A 17305-nucleotide genomic window follows, 5' to 3' on the forward strand; every position below is an offset into this window, starting at 1 on the left:
CGTCTTACGTGAGGCCTTTTCCGGCAACCTCTGCCGCGACCCGCGTCACGGCTCCCGCGCGACTGCACCTCGGCTTCCTCGATTTGAACGGGGGGCTAGGCCGGCGCTACGGAAGCATTGGCTTGAGCATCGACCGACCGAGCACCGAGCTCACGCTAGCGAAAGCCGACCGGCATTCGGCCACCGGGCCCGAAAGCCAGCGAGCCGTTGCCCTTCTCCGTAAATTCGCAGGCGAGCGCCCGGATAAGAACCAGGACAACGGCTACGCCATAACCGTTTCTGAGGCTATCCCAGCGCATGCGGGCCTCGGATCAGGAACGCAACTCGCCCTGGCCGTCGGCGCGGCGGTGGCGAGAATGGAGGGACGCGAGCTTTCAGCGGCAGACCTCGCGATCCTGGGTGATCGCGGAGCACGGTCCGGTATCGGGCTCGAAGCATTCCGGTCGGGCGGCTTCATCATCGACGGCGGCAAAGGCAAAGAGGACAGGCCCCCGCCCCTGACGCTGCGATCCGACTTCCCCGAGGAATGGCGGGTGATGCTCATCCTGGACCCGCGCAATGCAGGCGTTTCCGGAGAAGCCGAGACGACGGCATTTGCCGGGCTGCCCCCCTTTTCCGAAGCGAGCGCCGCGCATATCTGCCACTTGGTCCTGATGAAACTCGTGCCGGGGTTGAAAGAGGAAGACCTCGGCGCGTTCGGCTCGGCGCTGACGGAAATTCAGGAGATCGTCGGCGTGCATTTCGCGGCGAAGCAGGGCGGCAGCGCCTGGACGAGCAGAGCCGTCGGACAACTAGCGGCACGCATGCGGGAATGGGGGGCAACCGGCATCGGACAGAGCTCCTGGGGGCCGACCGGGTTCGCCTTTGTCGAGAGCCAGAAAGCGGCAGAACGCCTCTATCATTCTTTATACGAAGAGGCTAAAGGCGTCGGGCTCGAAATCCAGATTGCACAAGGCCGCAATTCCGGCGCCATCATAGAATCGCTGCGAAATTCCTAACGAACGGAGCAATAAATCAAATGAGCGACGCAACACCTATTCTGCATATGCTCGCGCCGCAGAAGCACATGAGCCCCTTCGACGTGAACATGGCGGCTGACGCTGGCTACAAGGTGATCGTTCCCTACATCAACGTGGAACTGGGCGAGGTAACTGGCCTCATCCAGGACGCGATTTTCTCGCGCCCCCCGAATTACGGCGTACGCACCGGATTCTTCATGGGCGGCAAGGATGCGATCCTCGCGCTCGACATGCTCGATGCAGCGAAGAAGGCGATGGTCCCGCCGTTCGAATGCTCGGTTTTCGCCGACCCGGCAGGCTCGTTCACGACCGCGGCCGCAATGGTCGCCTGCGTCGAGAAGCTCCTGAAGGACAAGTTCAATAAAGACTGGAAGGGTGTGAAGGTTGCAGTCTTCGGCGCGACCGGCGTCGTCGGATTTGCTTCCTCTATCATCTCGGCTCTCGAAGGCGCCGACGTCCAGCTCGTCGCCCACCGCGGCGTTGAGCGCGTCATCAAGAGCGCCGAAGTTTCGAAGGCCCGCTTCGGCGTCAACCTGAAGGCCGTCCCCGGCGAAACCGACGCGCAGAAGGCTGAGATCATCGCCAACGCTGACGTGATCTTTGCAGCTGCTGCAGCCGGCGTTCAGGTCGTCTCGAAGGAGCATAAAGCCCTCGCCAAGAACCTGAAGGTCATCGCCGACGTCAACGCCGTGCCGCCCGCAGGCGTCGAAGGCATGGAGCTTTTCATGAACGGCGAAAAGCTCCCCGGATGCGACGCGCTCGGCGTCGGTCCGCTCGCTATCGGCGACATCAAGTACAAGTGCGAATCCGGCCTCTTCAAGCAGATGATCGATTCCGACAAGCCGCTGGTGCTCGATTTCCGCGACGCCTACACCTTCGCGAAGAAACTCGTCGGACTGGCTTGAGGTCTGAAGCCGGAGAGAAACGGTGAGCGGCGAAACGGTTCTCATCGCCGCATTTTCCGGGCGGAGCCTCGCGCAATCCGCCCGGCGTGCCGGCTATAGACCGCTCGTCGCCGATGCTTTCGGCGATCTCGACACACAACACGCCGCCGAGGACTTTCGCGTTCTCGACGGCGTTATGCAAACCGGCTTCCGCACGAAGCCTATCATCGCGGCGTTGACGGATCTTTCGCAATCGGCGCGATCCACCCCGATCGGCCTCGTCCTGGGTTCGGGATTCGAGGATAAGCCTCGCCTCGTCGCCGCCCTCGCAAGCCGGTTCAAGCTGCTCGGCTCCGACGCCGCGACTTATAAAGTTTGCAAGGACCCGCAGAGCTTCTTCGGTGTTCTCGACAAGCTGGGTATCGCGCATCCCGAAACGCGAACGTCTCCCCCCGCCGATCCGACCGGCTGGATCTCGAAGCGCGTCGGCGGCAGCGGCGGCCGGCATATCCGCACGTGCGTCGGTCTTCAGCGAGCCAAACCGCGCCGCTATTTCCAAAAATTGCTCGATGGCGACCGGATTTCCGTGTCCGGAGTATTCCTTTCCGCACCAAACTCTGTGCTTGCTCTGACACGACAATGGACCTCGCCGTCGCCTGAGCAGCCCTATCGTTTTGGGGGTGCCGTGTCCTTGCCGCCCATCGATCCAGATGTGCGCCGCCGCATCGTTGACGCAGCCACGGACGTGAGCAGTGCCCTGCAACTGAAAGGTATGGCGTCGCTGGATTTTGTCGTCAAAAATGGCACCCCATACCTTCTCGAAGTCAATCCTCGGCCGGGTGCCTCTCTCGACGTTCTGGACGACGAAGCCGGCTTCCTGTTTCGCGCGCATATCGCCATGGGGCTTGGCGAAGGCATAATGCCCCGTTTTCCCGATATTAAAGTCAACCGTTCAGCAATCGCGATGGCCATCCTGCACGCCGACCGCGGGCCTATCCTTCTTAATGATATTCCGTGGCCCGACTGGAGCGCCGACCGCGGCCCCCCGGGAACGTTCATCCCCGCTGGCGCACCCCTAGCGACCGTCTTCGCCGAGGCCCCAACGGCCGATGCGGCAGAAGCGCTCGCCCGCGCCCGCTTGGCGGAACTCGAAGACCTGATATACGAACACGCCAAATCCTGACCCGGAGTTCCCAATGCTAAAGCAGCCTAGCGTCTCGGCACGCGCCGCGAAGCTCGTCGACGACATCGTGGCAGACGCCGACGCACTCCGCATCTCCGTCTCGAAAGGCAGCCTCGGCGAACGCCTTATCGACATGGGCGCGAACGTCGTCGGAGGCCTCGAAGCCGGCCGCCGTCTCGGCGAAGTCTGCATGGGCGGGCTCGGCACCGTCGCATTCACGCAATCGTCCGGCCTTCAGAATTGGCCGCTCGGCGTTGTCGTCTCCTCGAACAATCCGGTCATTGCCTGCCTCGCCAGCCAGTACGCCGGCTGGACGATCAGCGACGAAGCTTCGGGCTTCTTCGCGCTCGGCTCCGGACCGGCACGCGCGCTGTCGCGCGTCGAAGACCTGTACAAAGAACTCGGCTACGTCGACCACCACCCGCAGGCGACGCTCGTCATCGAGGGCGATAAGGCGCCGCCGTCGGCAGTCATCGCGAAACTGTCGACCAGCTGCGGCATCGATCCGGCCGGCTTGACCATCATGTACGCGACGACCTGGAGCCTCGCTGGCACTGTCCAGATCGCAGCCCGCGTGCTCGAGGTCGCAATCCACAAAGCCCACGCCCTGCACTTCCCTCTCGAAAACATCCTCGACGGCACAGGTACGACGCCGATCGCGCCGCCGGTTCCCGATTTCGTCAAGGCGATGGGGCGCACCAACGACGCGATCATCTATGGCGGCCGCATCCATCTCTTCGTCAAAGGTCCCGACACCGATGCGAAGCGGCTTGCGGAGAATCTCCCGTCCAGCACGTGCGGCGCCTATGGCAAACCGTTCGCCGAGATCTTCGCCGACGTTAACGGCGACTTCTATAAGATCGACCCGATGCTGTTCTCACCCGCTCAGGTGATCGTCTCGAACGTCGAGACCGGCAATTCCTTCCGCGCAGGCGAGCTGGCGCCGGAGATCGTCGATGCGAGCTTCCGCTGAAATCAAGCCTGATCCTTTGCCAGGCCCAGGCAATGGTCTTCACCTCGCCCTTCTGATTGAGGAAGGGCGGGGCGAATGGCACGCGCGCCGCATCGTGCGCTCACTCGAAGCCATGGGCGCGCGCGTCACGGTTTCCTCGCTTCCCCATTGCGCCTTCGATACCGGGCTCGAAAGCGGCATCGATATTCCGGGATTCAAAGGCCGCTTGCCGGACGGCGTTTTCGTCCGCTCGATCTCTGCTGGAACGCTCGAGCAAATTACGTTTCGGTTGGGCCTCTTGCATGCGCTGCGCGAAAGCGGCGTGCGCATCTGGAACGATGCGCGCGCCATCGAGCGCTGCGTTGATAAATCACAAACCACGTTTCTTCTGCACAAGAACGGTATTCCGACTCCGCGCACGCGCGTCTGCGAAACGCTTCCTCATGCGCTCGAATATACCGAAGGGCTCGACCGGCCGCTGGTCGTGAAGCCGCTCTTCGGCAGTCAGGGCAAGGGCATCGGCAGGATCGAACAGCAGAGCGAGCTGCCTGCGCCCGAGACCGTCGATCAGATGTACTACATGCAGGATTACGTCCCGCCGAAGGATGGCCTCTACGAAGACTGGCGCGTTCTTGCGACGAGGCATCGCGTCGTCGCGGCGATGACCCGCCGAGGGACCAATTGGGTGACGAACATTCATCAGGGCGGCAAGGCCCGCGTCCATCTTCCCGACGCCGAGATGGTCAACGTCTCGATGGCCGCAATGCGCGCCGTCGATGCAGATTACGCCGGCATCGATCTCATTCGAACGGCGGATGGCGAACTGCAGGTGTTGGAAGTCAATTCCAATCCCGCATGGCGCGGCCTGCAAGGCGTGGCCGACGTCAACATCGCATGGGCCATCGCCGAAGACTTCTTGAAAACCGTTCTCGCGCACCGCGCGGCCTCGGGTATTCCCGTCGCTCTTGAATCATGAGGGGCGCGCGTCAACCGGCCGAAATAACCGCGGCCTTCCTCGACGCTTGCTACGCCGAACTCAGTGCGTTGAAGCCCGGCAATGTTCACCGCCATTCCGCCGGGCACGGCATGGAGGTGCTCCACTTCGAGCAGGCCGCGAAAGCCGCGGCCGGTCCGATTGCCGATCCCGCATTGAGCGTCGGCAAACGCATCCTCCGCGCAACTGAAGCAAGCGTTGCCGCGACGGGCATGAATACCAACCTCGGCATCGTGCTTCTCTGCGCACCGCTCGCGAAAGCGGCGAGCGAGACGACGTTCGATGTCGGTCTGCGCCGCCGCCTCGGCAACATTCTTTCAGCCCTCGATGTAGCGGACGCAGAGGATGCGTTCGAAGCAATCCGCATCGCCAATCCCGCTGGACTCGGCGCAGTCGGTGAGGGCGACGTTCGCGCCGATGCAAACCGGCTCACGCTCATTGCTGCAATGCACCTCGCCGCCGAACGCGATCGCATCGCGAACGCCTACGTGAACGTCTTCGCAGATGTTTTCGATTTCGCTTTGCCCGTCCTCCACGCCGCGCGCGCCGCGCCTGGATCCGATCCGGCCCTCGCGATAACAACGTTGCATATGTCTTTGCTGGCCGAGTTCCCCGACACACACATCACGCGGAAATACGGACTCGAAACCGCTGTCGATGTGCAGCGCGAAGCACACGCGCTGAAGTCGAGTTGGTTTCCTGTTGCAACTGCGAAATCGCTGTCCGCCCTTCTGGATTTTGACGCAAAGTTGAAACAGAGCCGTCTCAATCCGGGTACGACTGCCGATTTTGTAGTCACCACCCTTTTCGCCGACGCATTAATCGAGCGGAAACACTCCTGAATGCCGCCGCGCCCCCTTTTAAGGGCTTGTCTCGTTCGTTGACCTAGGGCAATACAGGCGCCGTGTCCGCACTCGCTGCGGGCCGATCCATTGTGCCTGACGCTGGTACTCATGACACCAGGGCGCCGACGTGCTTGGATATTCATCGCCAGAGCAACACAGCGAATTCCCGGCTTTTGACGGGGGTGCGTTGGTGCTCATATCGTTTATTTCGTGGGAGGAACCCCCCTAATGGCCAAAATCAACAAAGTCATGGTCGGCGAGTCGCTCGTCGGCGACGGCAACGAAGTCGCTCACATCGACCTCATCATCGGACCGCGCGGTTCGGCTGCTGAGACGGCTTTCTGCAACGCCCTGACGAACAACAAAGACGGCTTCACGACGCTGCTCGCCGTCATTGCGCCGAACCTCCCCTGCAAGCCGAACACGATCCTTTACAACAAGGTCACGATCAAGGACGCCCGTCAGGCCGTTCAGATGTTCGGACCCGCTCAGTACGGCGTCGCAAAGGCTGTTCAGGACTCGGTCGCTGAAGGCGTTATCCCGGCTGCAGAAGCTGATGACGTTTTCGTTTGCGTTGGCGTGTTCATCCACTGGGAAGCTGCCGACGACGCCAAGATCCAAGACTACAACTACCGCGCTGTGAAGGAATCGATCGCACGCGCAGTTGCTGGCAAGCCGACGGCTGCTGAAGCAACCGCACAGCGTAACTCGGCACAGCATCCGTTCGGCGCTAAGACTTGAAGCGGAAACCGTCCTCAGCAGGTAGAAAACAAAAATAATACTGCCCCTCCCATGAAGGGGGGTCTGCTGCAGCGATTGGGTAGACTGCTCTCCGGCCGTTACAGCGGTTGACAACTGAGCCGAAGCCAAGGCCGCAACTTGGCTTCAAACTCGGATTGAGCGGCTGCTGCCAATTCTGGACTGGACATCACCGGCCGGCGACTTCCTTGAGGTCGCCGGCCGAAATTTTTCCCGAATGCAACGCCGAAGAGACGAGCGCACCTTTGACGCCGATCTTTCGGAGCGCGTCGAGATCTTCGCGATTTCGAACACCCCCAGCCGCATAGACGCGGCGTGCGCCAGCGCGCGACACGATATCCTTGAGCTTTTGGAAATCCGGTCCCGCGTTCGCGCCAACGCGGTCGAGCGTCATGACGATGACCCGCGAGGGCCAAAGCGACGAATCGGTCAGCAGCGTTTCCGGCCCCATGAATTCATCGTGCCTGAAATCGAGAGACAGGATCGTGCGCCCCGGCGCTTCGGCGGCGATGTCGCTCCAGACGCGCGCCGTCTCGACGCTTTCAGATCCGACGACAAGTGTTGAGACAGGCGCGGCAAGCACAGCGCGCGCAGCTCCTCGCGATCCCGTTCCGGCGTCGATCCAGATCTCGACACCGGGCAGAGCATGGCTAAGCGCCTGAACGAGGTGCTTGTCGCGCCCCCGGCCCTCGATGCCGTCGAGATCGGCTAAGTAAAGCCTACGGAACGTAAAAAGCTTGGCGAGGCCACGCGCCAGATCTACAGGGTCCGACGACGCAGCAATCGGCGTTTCGATGGGCCGATAAGCCGAACGCTCCCCCTTGACCGCACGAACGACCTGTCCGTGCGCGACATCGATAACCGGAATTACGTCCACTGCTTGCCTCCTCGGGCTCTCAGTGTATCACGAGCAACGATGTTGAAGCGAAGGCCCAAATGACGAAGGTCACAATCGGCTTGGATGTTGGCGGCGCGCACCTCAAGGTCGCGCGCGTGGAGGACCGCCGCGTCGTCTCCGTGCGCCAGATCCCCTGCCCGCTTTGGGAAGGTTTGGATCGGTTCGACCAAGCCCTCCAGGACGCCGCCACGATCGTTGAAGGCCATAGCCTCTGCGCCATCACGATGACGGGCGAGCTGACCGAGATTTTCGAAAGCCGCGAGACGGGTGTTCTGGCGCTCGTTGAAAGACTGCGCGAGCGCCTTGAGGGCGAGCTTCGCTTTTTCATGGGCCTCAAAGGCTTCGCCGCGCCGCAAGCGGCAATCGGTGATCCGCTGTCCGTCGCGTCGGCCAATTTCATCGCAACCGCCGAACTCGTCGCCCGCCTCCGCCCGAAGTCCCTGCTCATCGACATGGGATCGACGACGACCGACATCATTGCGTGTGATCGCCCGTTAGGCCTCACCGACGCCGAACGTCTGCAGACAGGCGAGCTGGTCTATACGGGACTGACGCGAACCTCCGTTGCATCGATCACGAACCGCGCGCCACTGGCGGGCCAGTGGCAGGGCTTGGCCCGCGATGGCTTCGCGACGATGGCCGACGTGCGCCGCATCCTCGGTGATCTGCCCGATGACGTCGACCAGCATCCAACGGCCGATGGGCGCGGAAAAACCCAGGAAGAAAGTCTCGTCCGCTTTGCCCGCGGATTCGGACGCGACGTCGAAATGCGCCACCTGCCGACGTGGCAGGTTTCTGCCGCCTATGTCTCCGAACGCCAATTGCGATCGATTCACGACGGCGTATTGCAGGTCCTGTCGCGTCCTCGCGGCGAAGTGCGCTCCGTCGTGCTCGCCGGCATCGGCGCATCGCACGCTGAAAAAATTGCCGACCGGTTGCAGCTTCCCGCATACGCATTCGGCACGCTCATTGATGCCCGCGACGATCAGCGAGAGTGGGCGACTCGCTGCGCACCAGCCGTCGCCGTCGCACTTCTTCTGCACAAATAAATTCGGCCGCAACGGATACCGTTGCGGCCGAAAAAACTCAGTGGCGAATGTCTCAGCCGCGTTCGCGACGGAGCCGCACGAGGTCGAAGGAACCGCTCTCGAGTTCCAGATCGTAAACGTGACCGTTCGCACGCTTCGCGTCATCGACCTTCCAATAGCCATGCGACCAGCGGAGCTTGCGCCATTCGACGAAGCCCATGTGCTGCAGCCTCTCCGCAACGACCGCCGGATCTTCGCGGATATCGTCGCGCGCGCTTGCAGGAAGTGCCATGGCCACACCGATAGCGGCAACGGCCGAAGCGAGCCGTACGATACGGGAGACGTCAATCATCGAGTTCTGCCTTCTTTTCATGAATTCACTCTGGGGGTCCCGAGCATCAAACATATGAAGCCCGGATGAGTTCCCTCTATACGCTTTCCACGTCAGTGAGCAACAAATGAGGCGTGCAATAAAATCGCAGCGAGACTACTCGACATCCTTGAGTTGTGACTCGAGATGTTGCGTTGAAAAACCGGTAGTACTCTTCAACGCCTGATACTGTTCGCGCGCCGATACCCTATCCACGTGAGAAGATCTGACTGCCGCAATCAGAATATTCTTTGACGTGTGTTCAGTCGAAACGAACTCGATCAACTTGACTTTGTAGCCTGACGATTCAAGCAGCAGCGATCGCGCTGCATCCGTCACGAGATCCGCTTGGCGTTGCTTCAGCAGCGGATATTTTATGAGCCCGAGCAAGCCTTCGCCAGTGTCTTTGATCTGCGGCGCAATTTCATGCTGGCAGCAGGGTGCTGACATAATGAGCGAGGCATTTGCGTGAACGCCGAGCGCCATCGCATCATCCGTCGCCGTATCGCAAGCATGCAGTGCGATGATGATATCGATGCCGGCGCGCGAGATCCGCGACGCTTCTTCAGCAACAAAATTCAATCCGCCGAAACCAAGTTCCCGCGTAAGCCCATTGCAGAATTCAACGAGCTCGGCGCGCATCTCGATACCGGCCATCTCGCAACTGTAGCCAAGTTGCGTCGTCAAATAATCGTAGAACGCGAAGGTCAGATATCCTTTGCCGGAACCGATATCGACAATCTTTAAAGGCGCATCTTTTTTAAGATCGCTTTCCTTGATCAGATCGTCCGCAATCTCGATGAACCGGCAGATCTGACGATACTTTCCCTGCATCGACGGCTTGATACGGCCCTCGCCGTCCGCCACCTGCAGAGCCTTGAGATACGGCCGGTCGGGCGGAACAAGATATGCCTTCTTGCGATCGTGCGACGCGGGCTCGGCTGCTTTCAACGTTGCCTTTCCGCTCGCCAAATGCGGAACACCCTTGCGGCTGTAGTCGAGGCGAACGTCCCGCGCTGTCGAAAAGAGCGTGGCGCTCATATACGTTTCGCCGATCGACGAACCGATAGCGCGCAAGCCCTCGTCGATCTTGTAGGTCTTCGTTTCGTCTTTGCGCTGAAAGCTCGTGACGAGCTTCAGATGCGGGACATCCTTGAGCGTCACGACCGTCGCAATCGCTTTGCTCGCTTCGCCCTTGCCGCGAAATTTTCCGAGCGTGAGCTTCACGAAGGATGCGTTCTCGATGGCGTCGGCAAAAGCCTTTATGAACGCGCCTTTGGCGTCGCCGTCGGGCTTCATGAGGTCGACTTGTCGAACCGTGCCTGACGCCACGCCGAAACCTTTTCCATCAGCCATTCCCATGCCTCTTCTTCGCGCGGGCCGGCGGTCTTCGAAATTGCGATTTCGAGATATTTCAATTCGCTTTCGATCTTCTCCGGCGGCAGCATGTTGAGCCGGGTCGTCAGCACGGCGAGTTCGATGACCGCCGCCTGCGCGCGATTGAAGCCCTGCCACGCCTTATGCGTTTCCTCGTCCACGATGGAGCATAGAAACCGCGGCCTCTGCTCATCCTCGATAATCTTCTCGACCTTCAGTTCCCAATGCGAGACGCAATCTGCGAGCCTGTCGCCTTTGATGGTTCGCGTCGGCAGCAGCGGCCAAATCTTGCGTCCCGTCACCGCCCCCGCGAAAACGCGAACGTCGTCCGTATGGCTCGCCGCCGCGACTGGATTGATGCGGAGATTGTCGAGCGTAGTCGACGGCCGGAACGGCGCAATGATCCAATACGTCCCGTCATCGATCAGTCCAAGAGGAGCGATATGCGCCTCGCCTTCGGCGTTGAAGGTCGTCACGATCGTTTCGACGATACGCGGCATCAGTCGGCTCCTTCGCCGGCAAGGATCGCGGCCAGCGCCGCATCGCCCGCCGGCCCGAAAATGGACCACGAAACTCCCGCCCGCGCAACGATCTCGGGAAAAAACCCGTCGACCACGCCTTGCCGGGCAAGGTCCTCAGCAGAAAGATCATCCGCAACGTCGACGGACTTCAGAAGAATAAGCCGCGCACCCAAAAGTTCGGCGAGACGCACCGAAAGACTATCCGACGTGACCGACCAGTTGGCGGAGATCGTCTCGTCGTCGCCGATCATGCGAAGCGGCGCCCAGACGGGAATTTGTCCATCCATGATGCAGTCGGAGATTTCATCGATCGAGCGAGCGACTTTCAAACCGAACCGCTCGGAAACGATCCATTCCGCCATCTGCTCCATGGCGAGCATGGCAAGGCGATGAGCCACCACGTCGTTGAATCTGATCTCACGCTGCAAACTGCGCACGGCTTCGGCAAACGGGCCGCCGCCGGGCACGATGACGATCGGTATCTGCGCCGCGCTGAGCATCGCCAGCGTCCCGCCGAGACGTCCGGTCTCGGCAAGGCTCCCGCCGACTTTGATGACGAGCGGGCGAATGCCGTTTTTGCGGCTCTCAGCCACGCCCGAACTCGCGCGCGGCGGCCCTCGTCGCCGGCCGAATGATCTCGACGCCTCTCAACGGCCCTCGCTCGAGCTTCTCGAGAACGACGCGAACTGCAACGACACGCCTGTCCGCGAGCACCTGCGCCGCAATGCGCTCTGCAAATGTCTCGACGAGATTGATGTGGCCGCCGCGCGCGAGGGCAACGATCATATCGATGATGTCGGCATAGGACGGAACTTCCGCCATCTCGTCTTCGACGCTGAAGACGTCCTTGTCCAAACGCGCTTCGACCGTGAAGCGAACCTTCTGCGTCACGCCCTGCTCTTCGGCATAGACGCCGACGTTGCAATCGACGACGAAGTCACGAACGAAGATGGAATCGCCAAGCTCACGCACGTCTGCAGCTGCCTTCTTCAGTGCCACTGAACCAGTGTCGTCGGCCTTTGCAGGCTTCTTATCTTTCATGCTGCTGACGTCTCCGATGATACCCTTGCGAGCCGAGCCTGATCGATTGCGCGCCGCACCTGAACGACGCGATCCGCTTCGACGGCGCCTTTGCGCCCCGCCCGACATAGCGCGCCGCGGAACCCCAGCATATCGGGTACGAGCTCCGTGAGCCCCGCGATATCGCTTTCCCTGAGAGATCCCGCGAGTCCGGCGAACAAATCGTTAGCGCGCGCCACGCGAAGGAATTGGCTCAACTGGCGAACGGAAAGAACCGTTGTCAAACTGCCGGCCGCCTTATCGGCGGTATCGAGCATCACGCCCGAGAACCCCGCGCGCCGAAGCACCGGCAGAACGTCGAAGTCCGGAGCGCGATCCGCCATCAGCACGGCAACGAGCTGCGCCCGGGGGGAACATGCGGCCCCAGCCGCCAAAATCGCCTCGCGCGGGTCCTCGTCTCCGAAGAAGCCGATCTTCACGACGTCGACGCCGGTCTCGGCCATCGCGATCGCCGCCGCGCTCATAACCTGGGGATCGGACGGAAGGTCGCCGACCGTTGCGCTGACCGGAAGCCGACCGCCGACGCGGCTGACGATATCCCGAACGGTCGACGCGGGCAGCGCACCGAGCGCGCCCGATGCCGGGTCCTTGCAGTCGATGATGTCCGCGCCGCCCACTAGCGCGATTTCCGCCTCGTCCGCGTTCGTCACACTGGCGAGAAAGGCGGGTCGGCCTCGTCTCAAACCTTCGATCATTCCGTCATTCCGAGATTGGTCCGCCCTCGGCCATTCTAGGCGGCGAAGATGCGGTTCTGCTCCGCAAGCACGGCAGCACGGTCATGGCGCTGCGCCTCGGTCAGGTCAATGGTCACATCCTGCATGACACTCGCCTTTCCGGGCGCCAAGCGCAAGATCCGCGTTCCGAGCTGAATTGCCTCGGTCCGGTCGTGGGTAACGAAAATCACGGTCGTCGGATGGCTATGCCAAAGTTCCAGCAACAGGTCCCGTAGGCTCTGAGCGGTCTGCTCGTCGAGCGATACAAACGGCTCGTCCATCAGCAGGATTTCCGGCTCCAGGATGAAACCGCGAGCCAGCGCTGCACGGCGCTGCATTCCGAGCGATAGCCGCTCCGGATAGGCATTCATGGCCTGCCCGAGCCCCACGCGTTCGAGCATGGCTGCAATCCGCGATTGCCTCGGATCGCCGTCAGGGAGAGCGAGCGAAATGTTTTCGTAAACCGTGCGCCACGGCAAGAGCCGGGGCGTCTGAAAGATGAACGCCAGGCGGTCCCTCGCAGGCCCGAGATCGACGCTGCCGTCGTAATCCCGGTCGAGACCCGCCATGATGTTGAGCAACGTCGACTTCCCGCATCCGGATGGTCCGGTGATGACCAGGAACGACCGGGGCGAGACCTCGAACGAAATGTCCTTCAGCACCAGTTGCGCGGGGCGATCGCCGACGGGCGGAAAGACCTTGCGGTGAACCGAAACACTGATCGGCGCCGCGCCGCTAACAATTTCGCGGTTCGCCACGTTCAACGACGCCATGCGCTCACCCGTGCCTGCAACGGTTGCAACAGCAGAAATTCGATGGCCTGCACGATCAGGATGAAAGCCAGCGCATAAGCCAGGATCGTGCTGACATCGAATTCCTGGAAAGCGATGCTCAAGCGATAACCGACTCCGCTCGACCGCCCGAACGCTTCGACGACGAGCACAATCTTCCAGACAAGCGAGAGCCCGGAACGCGCCGATGCCGCGAAGAACGGCGCAAGTTGCGGCAGCGTCACGTGGCGCAGCGTCTTCCACCAACCGAATTTGTAGATCTTCGCCATCTCGTCGAGATCTTTGGAAAGGCTGCGCGCACCTTCCCGCATGTTCACCGCGACGTTCGGAATTTTATTGAGCGCAACGGCGGTGATCGCGGCGATGTCGGTCAGGCCGAACCAGATATAGCAAAGCGTGATCGTTACGAGCGCCGGCAGATTGAGGAACAGGATCAGCCACGCGTCGAAGAACTTGTCCGCCGTCTTGAAGCGGCCCAGCGCCAGCCCAATCGCGGTTCCAATGAACATCGAAACCACGAACGCAACGGCGACGCGGGCAAGAGTGGCCGACGTATTGATCCAGAGATCGCCGCTCGCGCTCTCGCGCCATAGAACGTCGAAAACAGTGATCGGCGTCGGCAGGTATTTGTTTTGAACGTAGACCGCGATGAGCTGCCAAAGCACGGCCAGCGCCAAGAGCGAGCCCGCCATCCAAGCGAGCCGCTCCAGCACAGCCGTAAAGCCCAAAGGCGCGGCGATCGGCTTAGGTGTGGAAAAGATTCTGGTCGAAATGGGTGCCATCGCCAACGAGTTCCGTATCGCCGAGTTCAATGAGAAGGTCCGTCAGCTTCTTTGCTGCCGCCGTTTCCGCTACTCCCCACGATCCCGTGATGCCCGACCTGTAGTAATCCCGGATCGCGATCAGTTCCGCGTCCGACGCCGGCTTGATCAATGGCCGAAGCCGCTGCCAGGCATCATCGGACGAAGCCAGCACGCGGTTGGCATCGGCAACTGCTGCGAGCAGCTTATCGACCGGAACGCCGTTGTCGCGGACCTGCTTCTCCGACCAGATGAAACCGACGAGCGGCGGCGTCGGCGCGACGTCCAGACCTTTGACGACGTCGGCCATCGTCAGCAGTTGCTGTGCGCCTTCCGCCCGAAGCCGTGCTGCGTACGTCCAGAAGTTCAATACCGCATCGAGGCGGCCGTTCCTGAATTCTTCCGTTACCAGCGGAGCCGCCCCGAAGACGGGCTCGGCAATGCTGGCAATGTCTTTGCCGAGTGTCTTGCGCGAGTAAGCGCGCAGCAAGATCCAGCTCTTGTCGATGCCTGTCCCGGCGACGCCTATCTTTTTTCCCTCGAGATCGGCGAGCGATTTGATCGGACCGTCCTTGCGGACCATGACGCTCCCGAGCGCCGACGAATAAGGTGCGAACTTGAGATCGCCGCCCTTCGCCCGCTGCCGTAGCGCCCACGTCCAATCGCTGACGATGACGTCCGCGGCGCGCGAGAGGAGCGCGACCGGCGCCGCCTGATTGTTCGAAACCTCGACGACCTGCAAATTGAGATCGTGCTTCTTGTCGATGCCTTCCCACCGGATCGTATCGATCAGCCAGCTCACCGAGCCGAACTTGACCGACGTCAGCCGGACCGGCACCGAAGCGGAAGCGACGGCGAGCCGCGGCAACAGCGTTGCGGCGACGAATGCCGAGCCTGTCGCGAGAACACTACGGCGGGTGTGCTTCGTCATTTCGGCTGAGCCTCAACGTTGAACCTGTTTCGCCAGAGATAACGGACGCCATGCAGCCAGAGCTCGTCCGTATTGCCGTTGATCGCCGCCGACATTGTTTTGGTCAGCTCGCCGGTTTTGGTGTCGCGAGCTACGATCTGCAGGCTGAGCAGCGCATCCGAGATTTTGTCGACATACCCGGTGACGGCGATATCTGCGCCCGCTTCCTTGGCAATCGGAACTTCGCAGCCGTTGCATTGCTGAAACGGCGAAGCCGCCTCGATCTCCTTCGCGTGCGGCGCGAGGTCGATGACCGCGTACTTCCCGTCCTTCTCCATTAACGCTTTCAGTTCATCGGCGACGAGCTTGAGGCGCCTCTGGTCTTCCGGGTTGTACTGGGGAACGATCTCACCATCCTGCTGCGCATCGTGGAAATCGAATGGAAAGACAGCTGCTTTCGTCGTCGTAGCGTTGGCAGGAACGGCGGCCATAAGGAACGGTGCCAAAAGGCATAAGAACCGCTTAAGCATGCGCATGGACTGTCATTTCCAAGTTATTGAGCGAACTCAGACTTCAAGGTGGATTTTGCGCCCGGCCGAAGCGCATAACCTTAGGTGCCCGCTTCCCCCCAATGATTGCAAGAGGTTCCGGCCCGCTTTGCCACGCACGCCCGGTCACAAACGCGCGAGGCGGGAGCCGCCAGCTTGACAACTGAGGCGGCCAGCCCCTTTTAGTAACATAGTAACACTTACGCCGCGCGTATCGTGGGCGCGGGCTAAACGCTGATCGGAGTTGGAACATTGGCCTTCGCAGATACCGGCCCCGCCACCGCTTCCCCGGCCCAGAGGAACTGGAAGGCGGCGTGCCTGGCCCTCGCCCTTACAGCAGCCTTTGCGCTCCCCGTCCGCGCCGAAAACCCCAGCGCGCAAGAGGCGCCTAAGCCGGCACCCATTCCGATTCCGACAGCACAACCTCTAGGCGTAAACATTAAAATTCTTTACGTTAAGGAGAACCGCTCCAAAGAGCTGCCGCTATCGCTCCTCGACCAGCCAAACCCGGATGACGGCATCGCCGGCGCCAAGCTCGGCATTGCCGACAACAACACGACCGGCCGCTTCCTCAACCAGACGTTCACGATGGACGTGCTCGAGGGCGACATCGACGAATTGATCAAGGGCGCCACCGAGAAGCTCGCAGGCGGCGATTCCTTCATCATCGCCGACGTCGAACCGGATTCCTTGCTGAAGTTGTCCGATGCGTTGGCGGGCAAGCCCGCACAGATTTTCAACGTCGGCAATCCCGACGACCGGCTGCGCGAGGAAGACTGCCGGCCCAACGTGATGCACACGGCGCCGACCCGCACGATGCTGGCCGACGCACTCACTCAATACCTCGTTTGGAAACGCTGGCCGAATTGGCTGCTCGTCGTCGGACCGAGCCCCAAGGATCAGCTCCTCGCAGACGCCTATCGCCGGTCCGCGAAGAAATTCGGCGCCAAGATCGTCGAGGAACGCCAGTTCAAGATCGATACCGGCAACCGCCGCGCCGATGGCGGTTACGAGCAAATTCAACAGCAGATCCCGCAGTTCATGCAGGGCGCCAAAGATCACGACGTCGTCTTGGTCGTCGACGAAGACGAAGTGTTTGCCGACTATTTCCCCTATCGCACATGGGTTCCCCGCCCCATCGTCGGCTCGGCAGGTCTCGTGCCGTCGAGCTGGCACCCGGCGCTCGAGTTGTGGGGCGGAACTCAGTTCCAGAACCGCTTCAAGAAACTCTCAGGCCGCATCATGCGCCCGATCGATTACGACGCATGGGTCGCGACGCGCGCGGTTGGAGAAGCAGCATCTAGAAAGCAGACGAGCGACTTCAAAACGCTGCATGATTACATGCATTCGCCGAACTTCGACGTCGCCGCCTTCAAGGGCGTCGCCACGAGCTTCCGCGCCTGGAACGGTCAATTCCGCCAGCCGTTGCTCGTTTCGACGCCGAAGCACCTCGTCAGCGTCTCGCCGCAGCAGGGCTTCCTTCATCAGTTCAGCGTGCTCGACACGCTCGGCATCGATAAACCGGAGACAAAGTGCAAAGCCTACACACAATGATCCGATCCGCTCCGCCGGCCCGGCGAACCTTCACACCTTTTAGACGCTTCCTTCTGGAGACGAGAATGTCCCGATTTGC

The 17305-nt window shown here is 61.2% G+C and carries 20 protein-coding genes; 9 read left to right on the forward strand and 11 right to left on the reverse strand.

From position 1 onward, the window contains the following. Window positions 1-8 precede the first annotated feature (8 nt). The 7 genes from K2Q04_RS11825 (at window position 9) to fae (ending at window position 6618) form a co-directional block, all read left to right on the forward strand. Complete coding sequence (locus tag K2Q04_RS11825) at window positions 9-998, forward strand: beta-ribofuranosylaminobenzene 5'-phosphate synthase family protein (protein ID WP_291163720.1); 990 nt, start codon at window positions 9-11, stop codon at window positions 996-998. 20 nt (window positions 999-1018) lie between these two features. Beyond that, entirely contained in the window at window positions 1019-1924 is a 906-nt protein-coding gene (locus tag K2Q04_RS11830; protein ID WP_291163723.1) for a methylenetetrahydromethanopterin dehydrogenase, read from the forward strand. Window positions 1925-1946: 22 nt separating this feature from the next. Further along, window positions 1947-3086 carry an ATP-grasp domain-containing protein gene (locus K2Q04_RS11835; RefSeq protein ID WP_291163726.1) on the forward strand — a complete coding sequence of 380 codons (1140 nt, stop codon included), beginning with the start codon at window positions 1947-1949 and terminating at the stop codon, window positions 3084-3086. Between the two features lie 13 nt (window positions 3087-3099). Next, complete coding sequence (mch, locus tag K2Q04_RS11840; RefSeq protein ID WP_291163728.1) at window positions 3100-4059, forward strand: methenyltetrahydromethanopterin cyclohydrolase; 960 nt, start codon at window positions 3100-3102, stop codon at window positions 4057-4059. Then, window positions 4043-5014, forward strand: a complete 972-nt coding sequence (locus tag K2Q04_RS11845) for a RimK family alpha-L-glutamate ligase (protein ID WP_291163733.1) — start codon at window positions 4043-4045, stop codon at window positions 5012-5014. Before mch ends, K2Q04_RS11845 begins: the two co-directional genes overlap by 17 nt. Further along, window positions 5011-5874, forward strand: coding sequence for a triphosphoribosyl-dephospho-CoA synthase (locus tag K2Q04_RS11850; RefSeq protein WP_291163736.1), 864 nt, complete (start codon window positions 5011-5013; stop codon window positions 5872-5874). The genes K2Q04_RS11845 and K2Q04_RS11850 overlap by 4 nt, the downstream gene beginning before the upstream one ends. 231 nt (window positions 5875-6105) lie before the next feature. Next, window positions 6106-6618 carry a formaldehyde-activating enzyme gene (gene fae, locus K2Q04_RS11855; RefSeq protein ID WP_291163738.1) on the forward strand — a complete coding sequence of 171 codons (513 nt, stop codon included), beginning with the start codon at window positions 6106-6108 and terminating at the stop codon, window positions 6616-6618. 187 nt (window positions 6619-6805) lie between these two features. On the opposite strand, the gene K2Q04_RS11860 is transcribed toward fae, so the two are convergent. Beyond that, window positions 6806-7513 (reverse strand): HisA/HisF-related TIM barrel protein, encoded by a 708-nt coding sequence (locus K2Q04_RS11860; protein ID WP_291163741.1) that lies wholly within the window; start codon window positions 7511-7513, stop codon window positions 6806-6808. A gap of 59 nt (window positions 7514-7572) precedes the next feature. On the opposite strand from K2Q04_RS11860, the gene K2Q04_RS11865 reads away from it, so the two are divergent. Further along, window positions 7573-8583, forward strand: a complete 1011-nt coding sequence (locus K2Q04_RS11865; RefSeq protein ID WP_291163743.1) for a hydantoinase/oxoprolinase family protein — start codon at window positions 7573-7575, stop codon at window positions 8581-8583. Between the two features lie 52 nt (window positions 8584-8635). On the opposite strand, the gene K2Q04_RS11870 is transcribed toward K2Q04_RS11865, so the two are convergent. The 10 genes from K2Q04_RS11870 to K2Q04_RS11915 form a co-directional block, all read right to left on the reverse strand. Next, entirely contained in the window at window positions 8636-8935 is a 300-nt protein-coding gene (locus tag K2Q04_RS11870) for a hypothetical protein (RefSeq protein ID WP_291163745.1), read from the reverse strand. Window positions 8936-9049: 114 nt separating this feature from the next. Next, complete coding sequence (locus K2Q04_RS11875; RefSeq protein ID WP_291163747.1) at window positions 9050-10288, reverse strand: SAM-dependent methyltransferase; 1239 nt, start codon at window positions 10286-10288, stop codon at window positions 9050-9052. Then, a complete protein-coding gene (locus tag K2Q04_RS11880) occupies window positions 10228-10809 on the reverse strand; it encodes a DUF447 domain-containing protein (protein ID WP_291163749.1) in 582 nt (193 codons plus the stop codon). The genes K2Q04_RS11875 and K2Q04_RS11880 overlap by 61 nt, the downstream gene beginning before the upstream one ends. Further along, a complete protein-coding gene (locus K2Q04_RS11885) occupies window positions 10809-11423 on the reverse strand; it encodes a uridylate kinase (RefSeq protein ID WP_291163751.1) in 615 nt (204 codons plus the stop codon). Before K2Q04_RS11885 ends, K2Q04_RS11880 begins: the two co-directional genes overlap by 1 nt. Then, entirely contained in the window at window positions 11416-11871 is a 456-nt protein-coding gene (locus tag K2Q04_RS11890; protein WP_291163754.1) for a dihydroneopterin aldolase, read from the reverse strand. The genes K2Q04_RS11885 and K2Q04_RS11890 overlap by 8 nt, the downstream gene beginning before the upstream one ends. Continuing rightward, a complete protein-coding gene (locus tag K2Q04_RS11895) occupies window positions 11868-12605 on the reverse strand; it encodes a (5-formylfuran-3-yl)methyl phosphate synthase (RefSeq protein ID WP_291163756.1) in 738 nt (245 codons plus the stop codon). The genes K2Q04_RS11890 and K2Q04_RS11895 overlap by 4 nt, the downstream gene beginning before the upstream one ends. Before the next feature lie 35 nt (window positions 12606-12640). After that, the gene (locus K2Q04_RS11900) at window positions 12641-13396 is read right to left on the reverse strand and encodes an ATP-binding cassette domain-containing protein (protein ID WP_291163759.1); all 756 of its coding nucleotides are present in this window, start codon (window positions 13394-13396) and stop codon (window positions 12641-12643) included. Further along, window positions 13384-14196 carry an ABC transporter permease gene (locus K2Q04_RS11905; protein ID WP_291163762.1) on the reverse strand — a complete coding sequence of 271 codons (813 nt, stop codon included), beginning with the start codon at window positions 14194-14196 and terminating at the stop codon, window positions 13384-13386. The genes K2Q04_RS11900 and K2Q04_RS11905 overlap by 13 nt, the downstream gene beginning before the upstream one ends. Then, a complete protein-coding gene (locus tag K2Q04_RS11910) occupies window positions 14159-15145 on the reverse strand; it encodes an ABC transporter substrate-binding protein (RefSeq protein WP_291163765.1) in 987 nt (328 codons plus the stop codon). Before K2Q04_RS11910 ends, K2Q04_RS11905 begins: the two co-directional genes overlap by 38 nt. Further along, complete coding sequence (locus K2Q04_RS11915) at window positions 15142-15660, reverse strand: DUF3280 domain-containing protein (protein WP_291163768.1); 519 nt, start codon at window positions 15658-15660, stop codon at window positions 15142-15144. Before K2Q04_RS11915 ends, K2Q04_RS11910 begins: the two co-directional genes overlap by 4 nt. Window positions 15661-15924: 264 nt before the next feature. Between K2Q04_RS11915 and K2Q04_RS11920 the strand changes: the two genes are divergently transcribed. After that, window positions 15925-17226 (forward strand): ABC transporter substrate-binding protein, encoded by a 1302-nt coding sequence (locus K2Q04_RS11920; protein ID WP_291163771.1) that lies wholly within the window; start codon window positions 15925-15927, stop codon window positions 17224-17226. Window positions 17227-17305 lie beyond the last annotated feature (79 nt).

Source organism: Hyphomicrobium sp., assembly GCF_019753045.1.
Taxonomy (GTDB): domain Bacteria; phylum Pseudomonadota; class Alphaproteobacteria; order Rhizobiales; family Hyphomicrobiaceae; genus Hyphomicrobium_B.

Excerpts from the sequence above, each read along its gene's own strand:
- K2Q04_RS11830 (WP_291163723.1), top strand. The coding sequence starts at position 1,019 with ATGAGCGACGCAACACCTATTCTGCATATGCTCGCGCCGCAGAAGCAC.
- mch (WP_291163728.1), top strand. The coding sequence starts at position 3,100 with ATGCTAAAGCAGCCTAGCGTCTCGGCACGCGCCGCGAAGCTCGTCGAC.
- K2Q04_RS11845 (WP_291163733.1), top strand. The coding sequence starts at position 4,043 with ATGCGAGCTTCCGCTGAAATCAAGCCTGATCCTTTGCCAGGCCCAGGC.
- K2Q04_RS11850 (WP_291163736.1), top strand. The coding sequence starts at position 5,011 with ATGAGGGGCGCGCGTCAACCGGCCGAAATAACCGCGGCCTTCCTCGAC.
- fae (WP_291163738.1), top strand. The coding sequence starts at position 6,106 with ATGGCCAAAATCAACAAAGTCATGGTCGGCGAGTCGCTCGTCGGCGAC.
- K2Q04_RS11865 (WP_291163743.1), top strand. The coding sequence starts at position 7,573 with ATGACGAAGGTCACAATCGGCTTGGATGTTGGCGGCGCGCACCTCAAG.
- K2Q04_RS11870 (WP_291163745.1), bottom strand. The coding sequence starts at position 8,935 with ATGAAAAGAAGGCAGAACTCGATGATTGACGTCTCCCGTATCGTACGG.
- K2Q04_RS11875 (WP_291163747.1), bottom strand. The coding sequence starts at position 10,288 with ATGGCTGATGGAAAAGGTTTCGGCGTGGCGTCAGGCACGGTTCGACAA.
- K2Q04_RS11880 (WP_291163749.1), bottom strand. The coding sequence starts at position 10,809 with ATGCCGCGTATCGTCGAAACGATCGTGACGACCTTCAACGCCGAAGGC.
- K2Q04_RS11890 (WP_291163754.1), bottom strand. The coding sequence starts at position 11,871 with ATGAAAGATAAGAAGCCTGCAAAGGCCGACGACACTGGTTCAGTGGCA.
- K2Q04_RS11895 (WP_291163756.1), bottom strand. The coding sequence starts at position 12,605 with ATGATCGAAGGTTTGAGACGAGGCCGACCCGCCTTTCTCGCCAGTGTG.
- K2Q04_RS11900 (WP_291163759.1), bottom strand. The coding sequence starts at position 13,396 with ATGGCGTCGTTGAACGTGGCGAACCGCGAAATTGTTAGCGGCGCGGCG.
- K2Q04_RS11905 (WP_291163762.1), bottom strand. The coding sequence starts at position 14,196 with ATGGCACCCATTTCGACCAGAATCTTTTCCACACCTAAGCCGATCGCC.
- K2Q04_RS11910 (WP_291163765.1), bottom strand. The coding sequence starts at position 15,145 with ATGACGAAGCACACCCGCCGTAGTGTTCTCGCGACAGGCTCGGCATTC.
- K2Q04_RS11915 (WP_291163768.1), bottom strand. The coding sequence starts at position 15,660 with ATGCGCATGCTTAAGCGGTTCTTATGCCTTTTGGCACCGTTCCTTATG.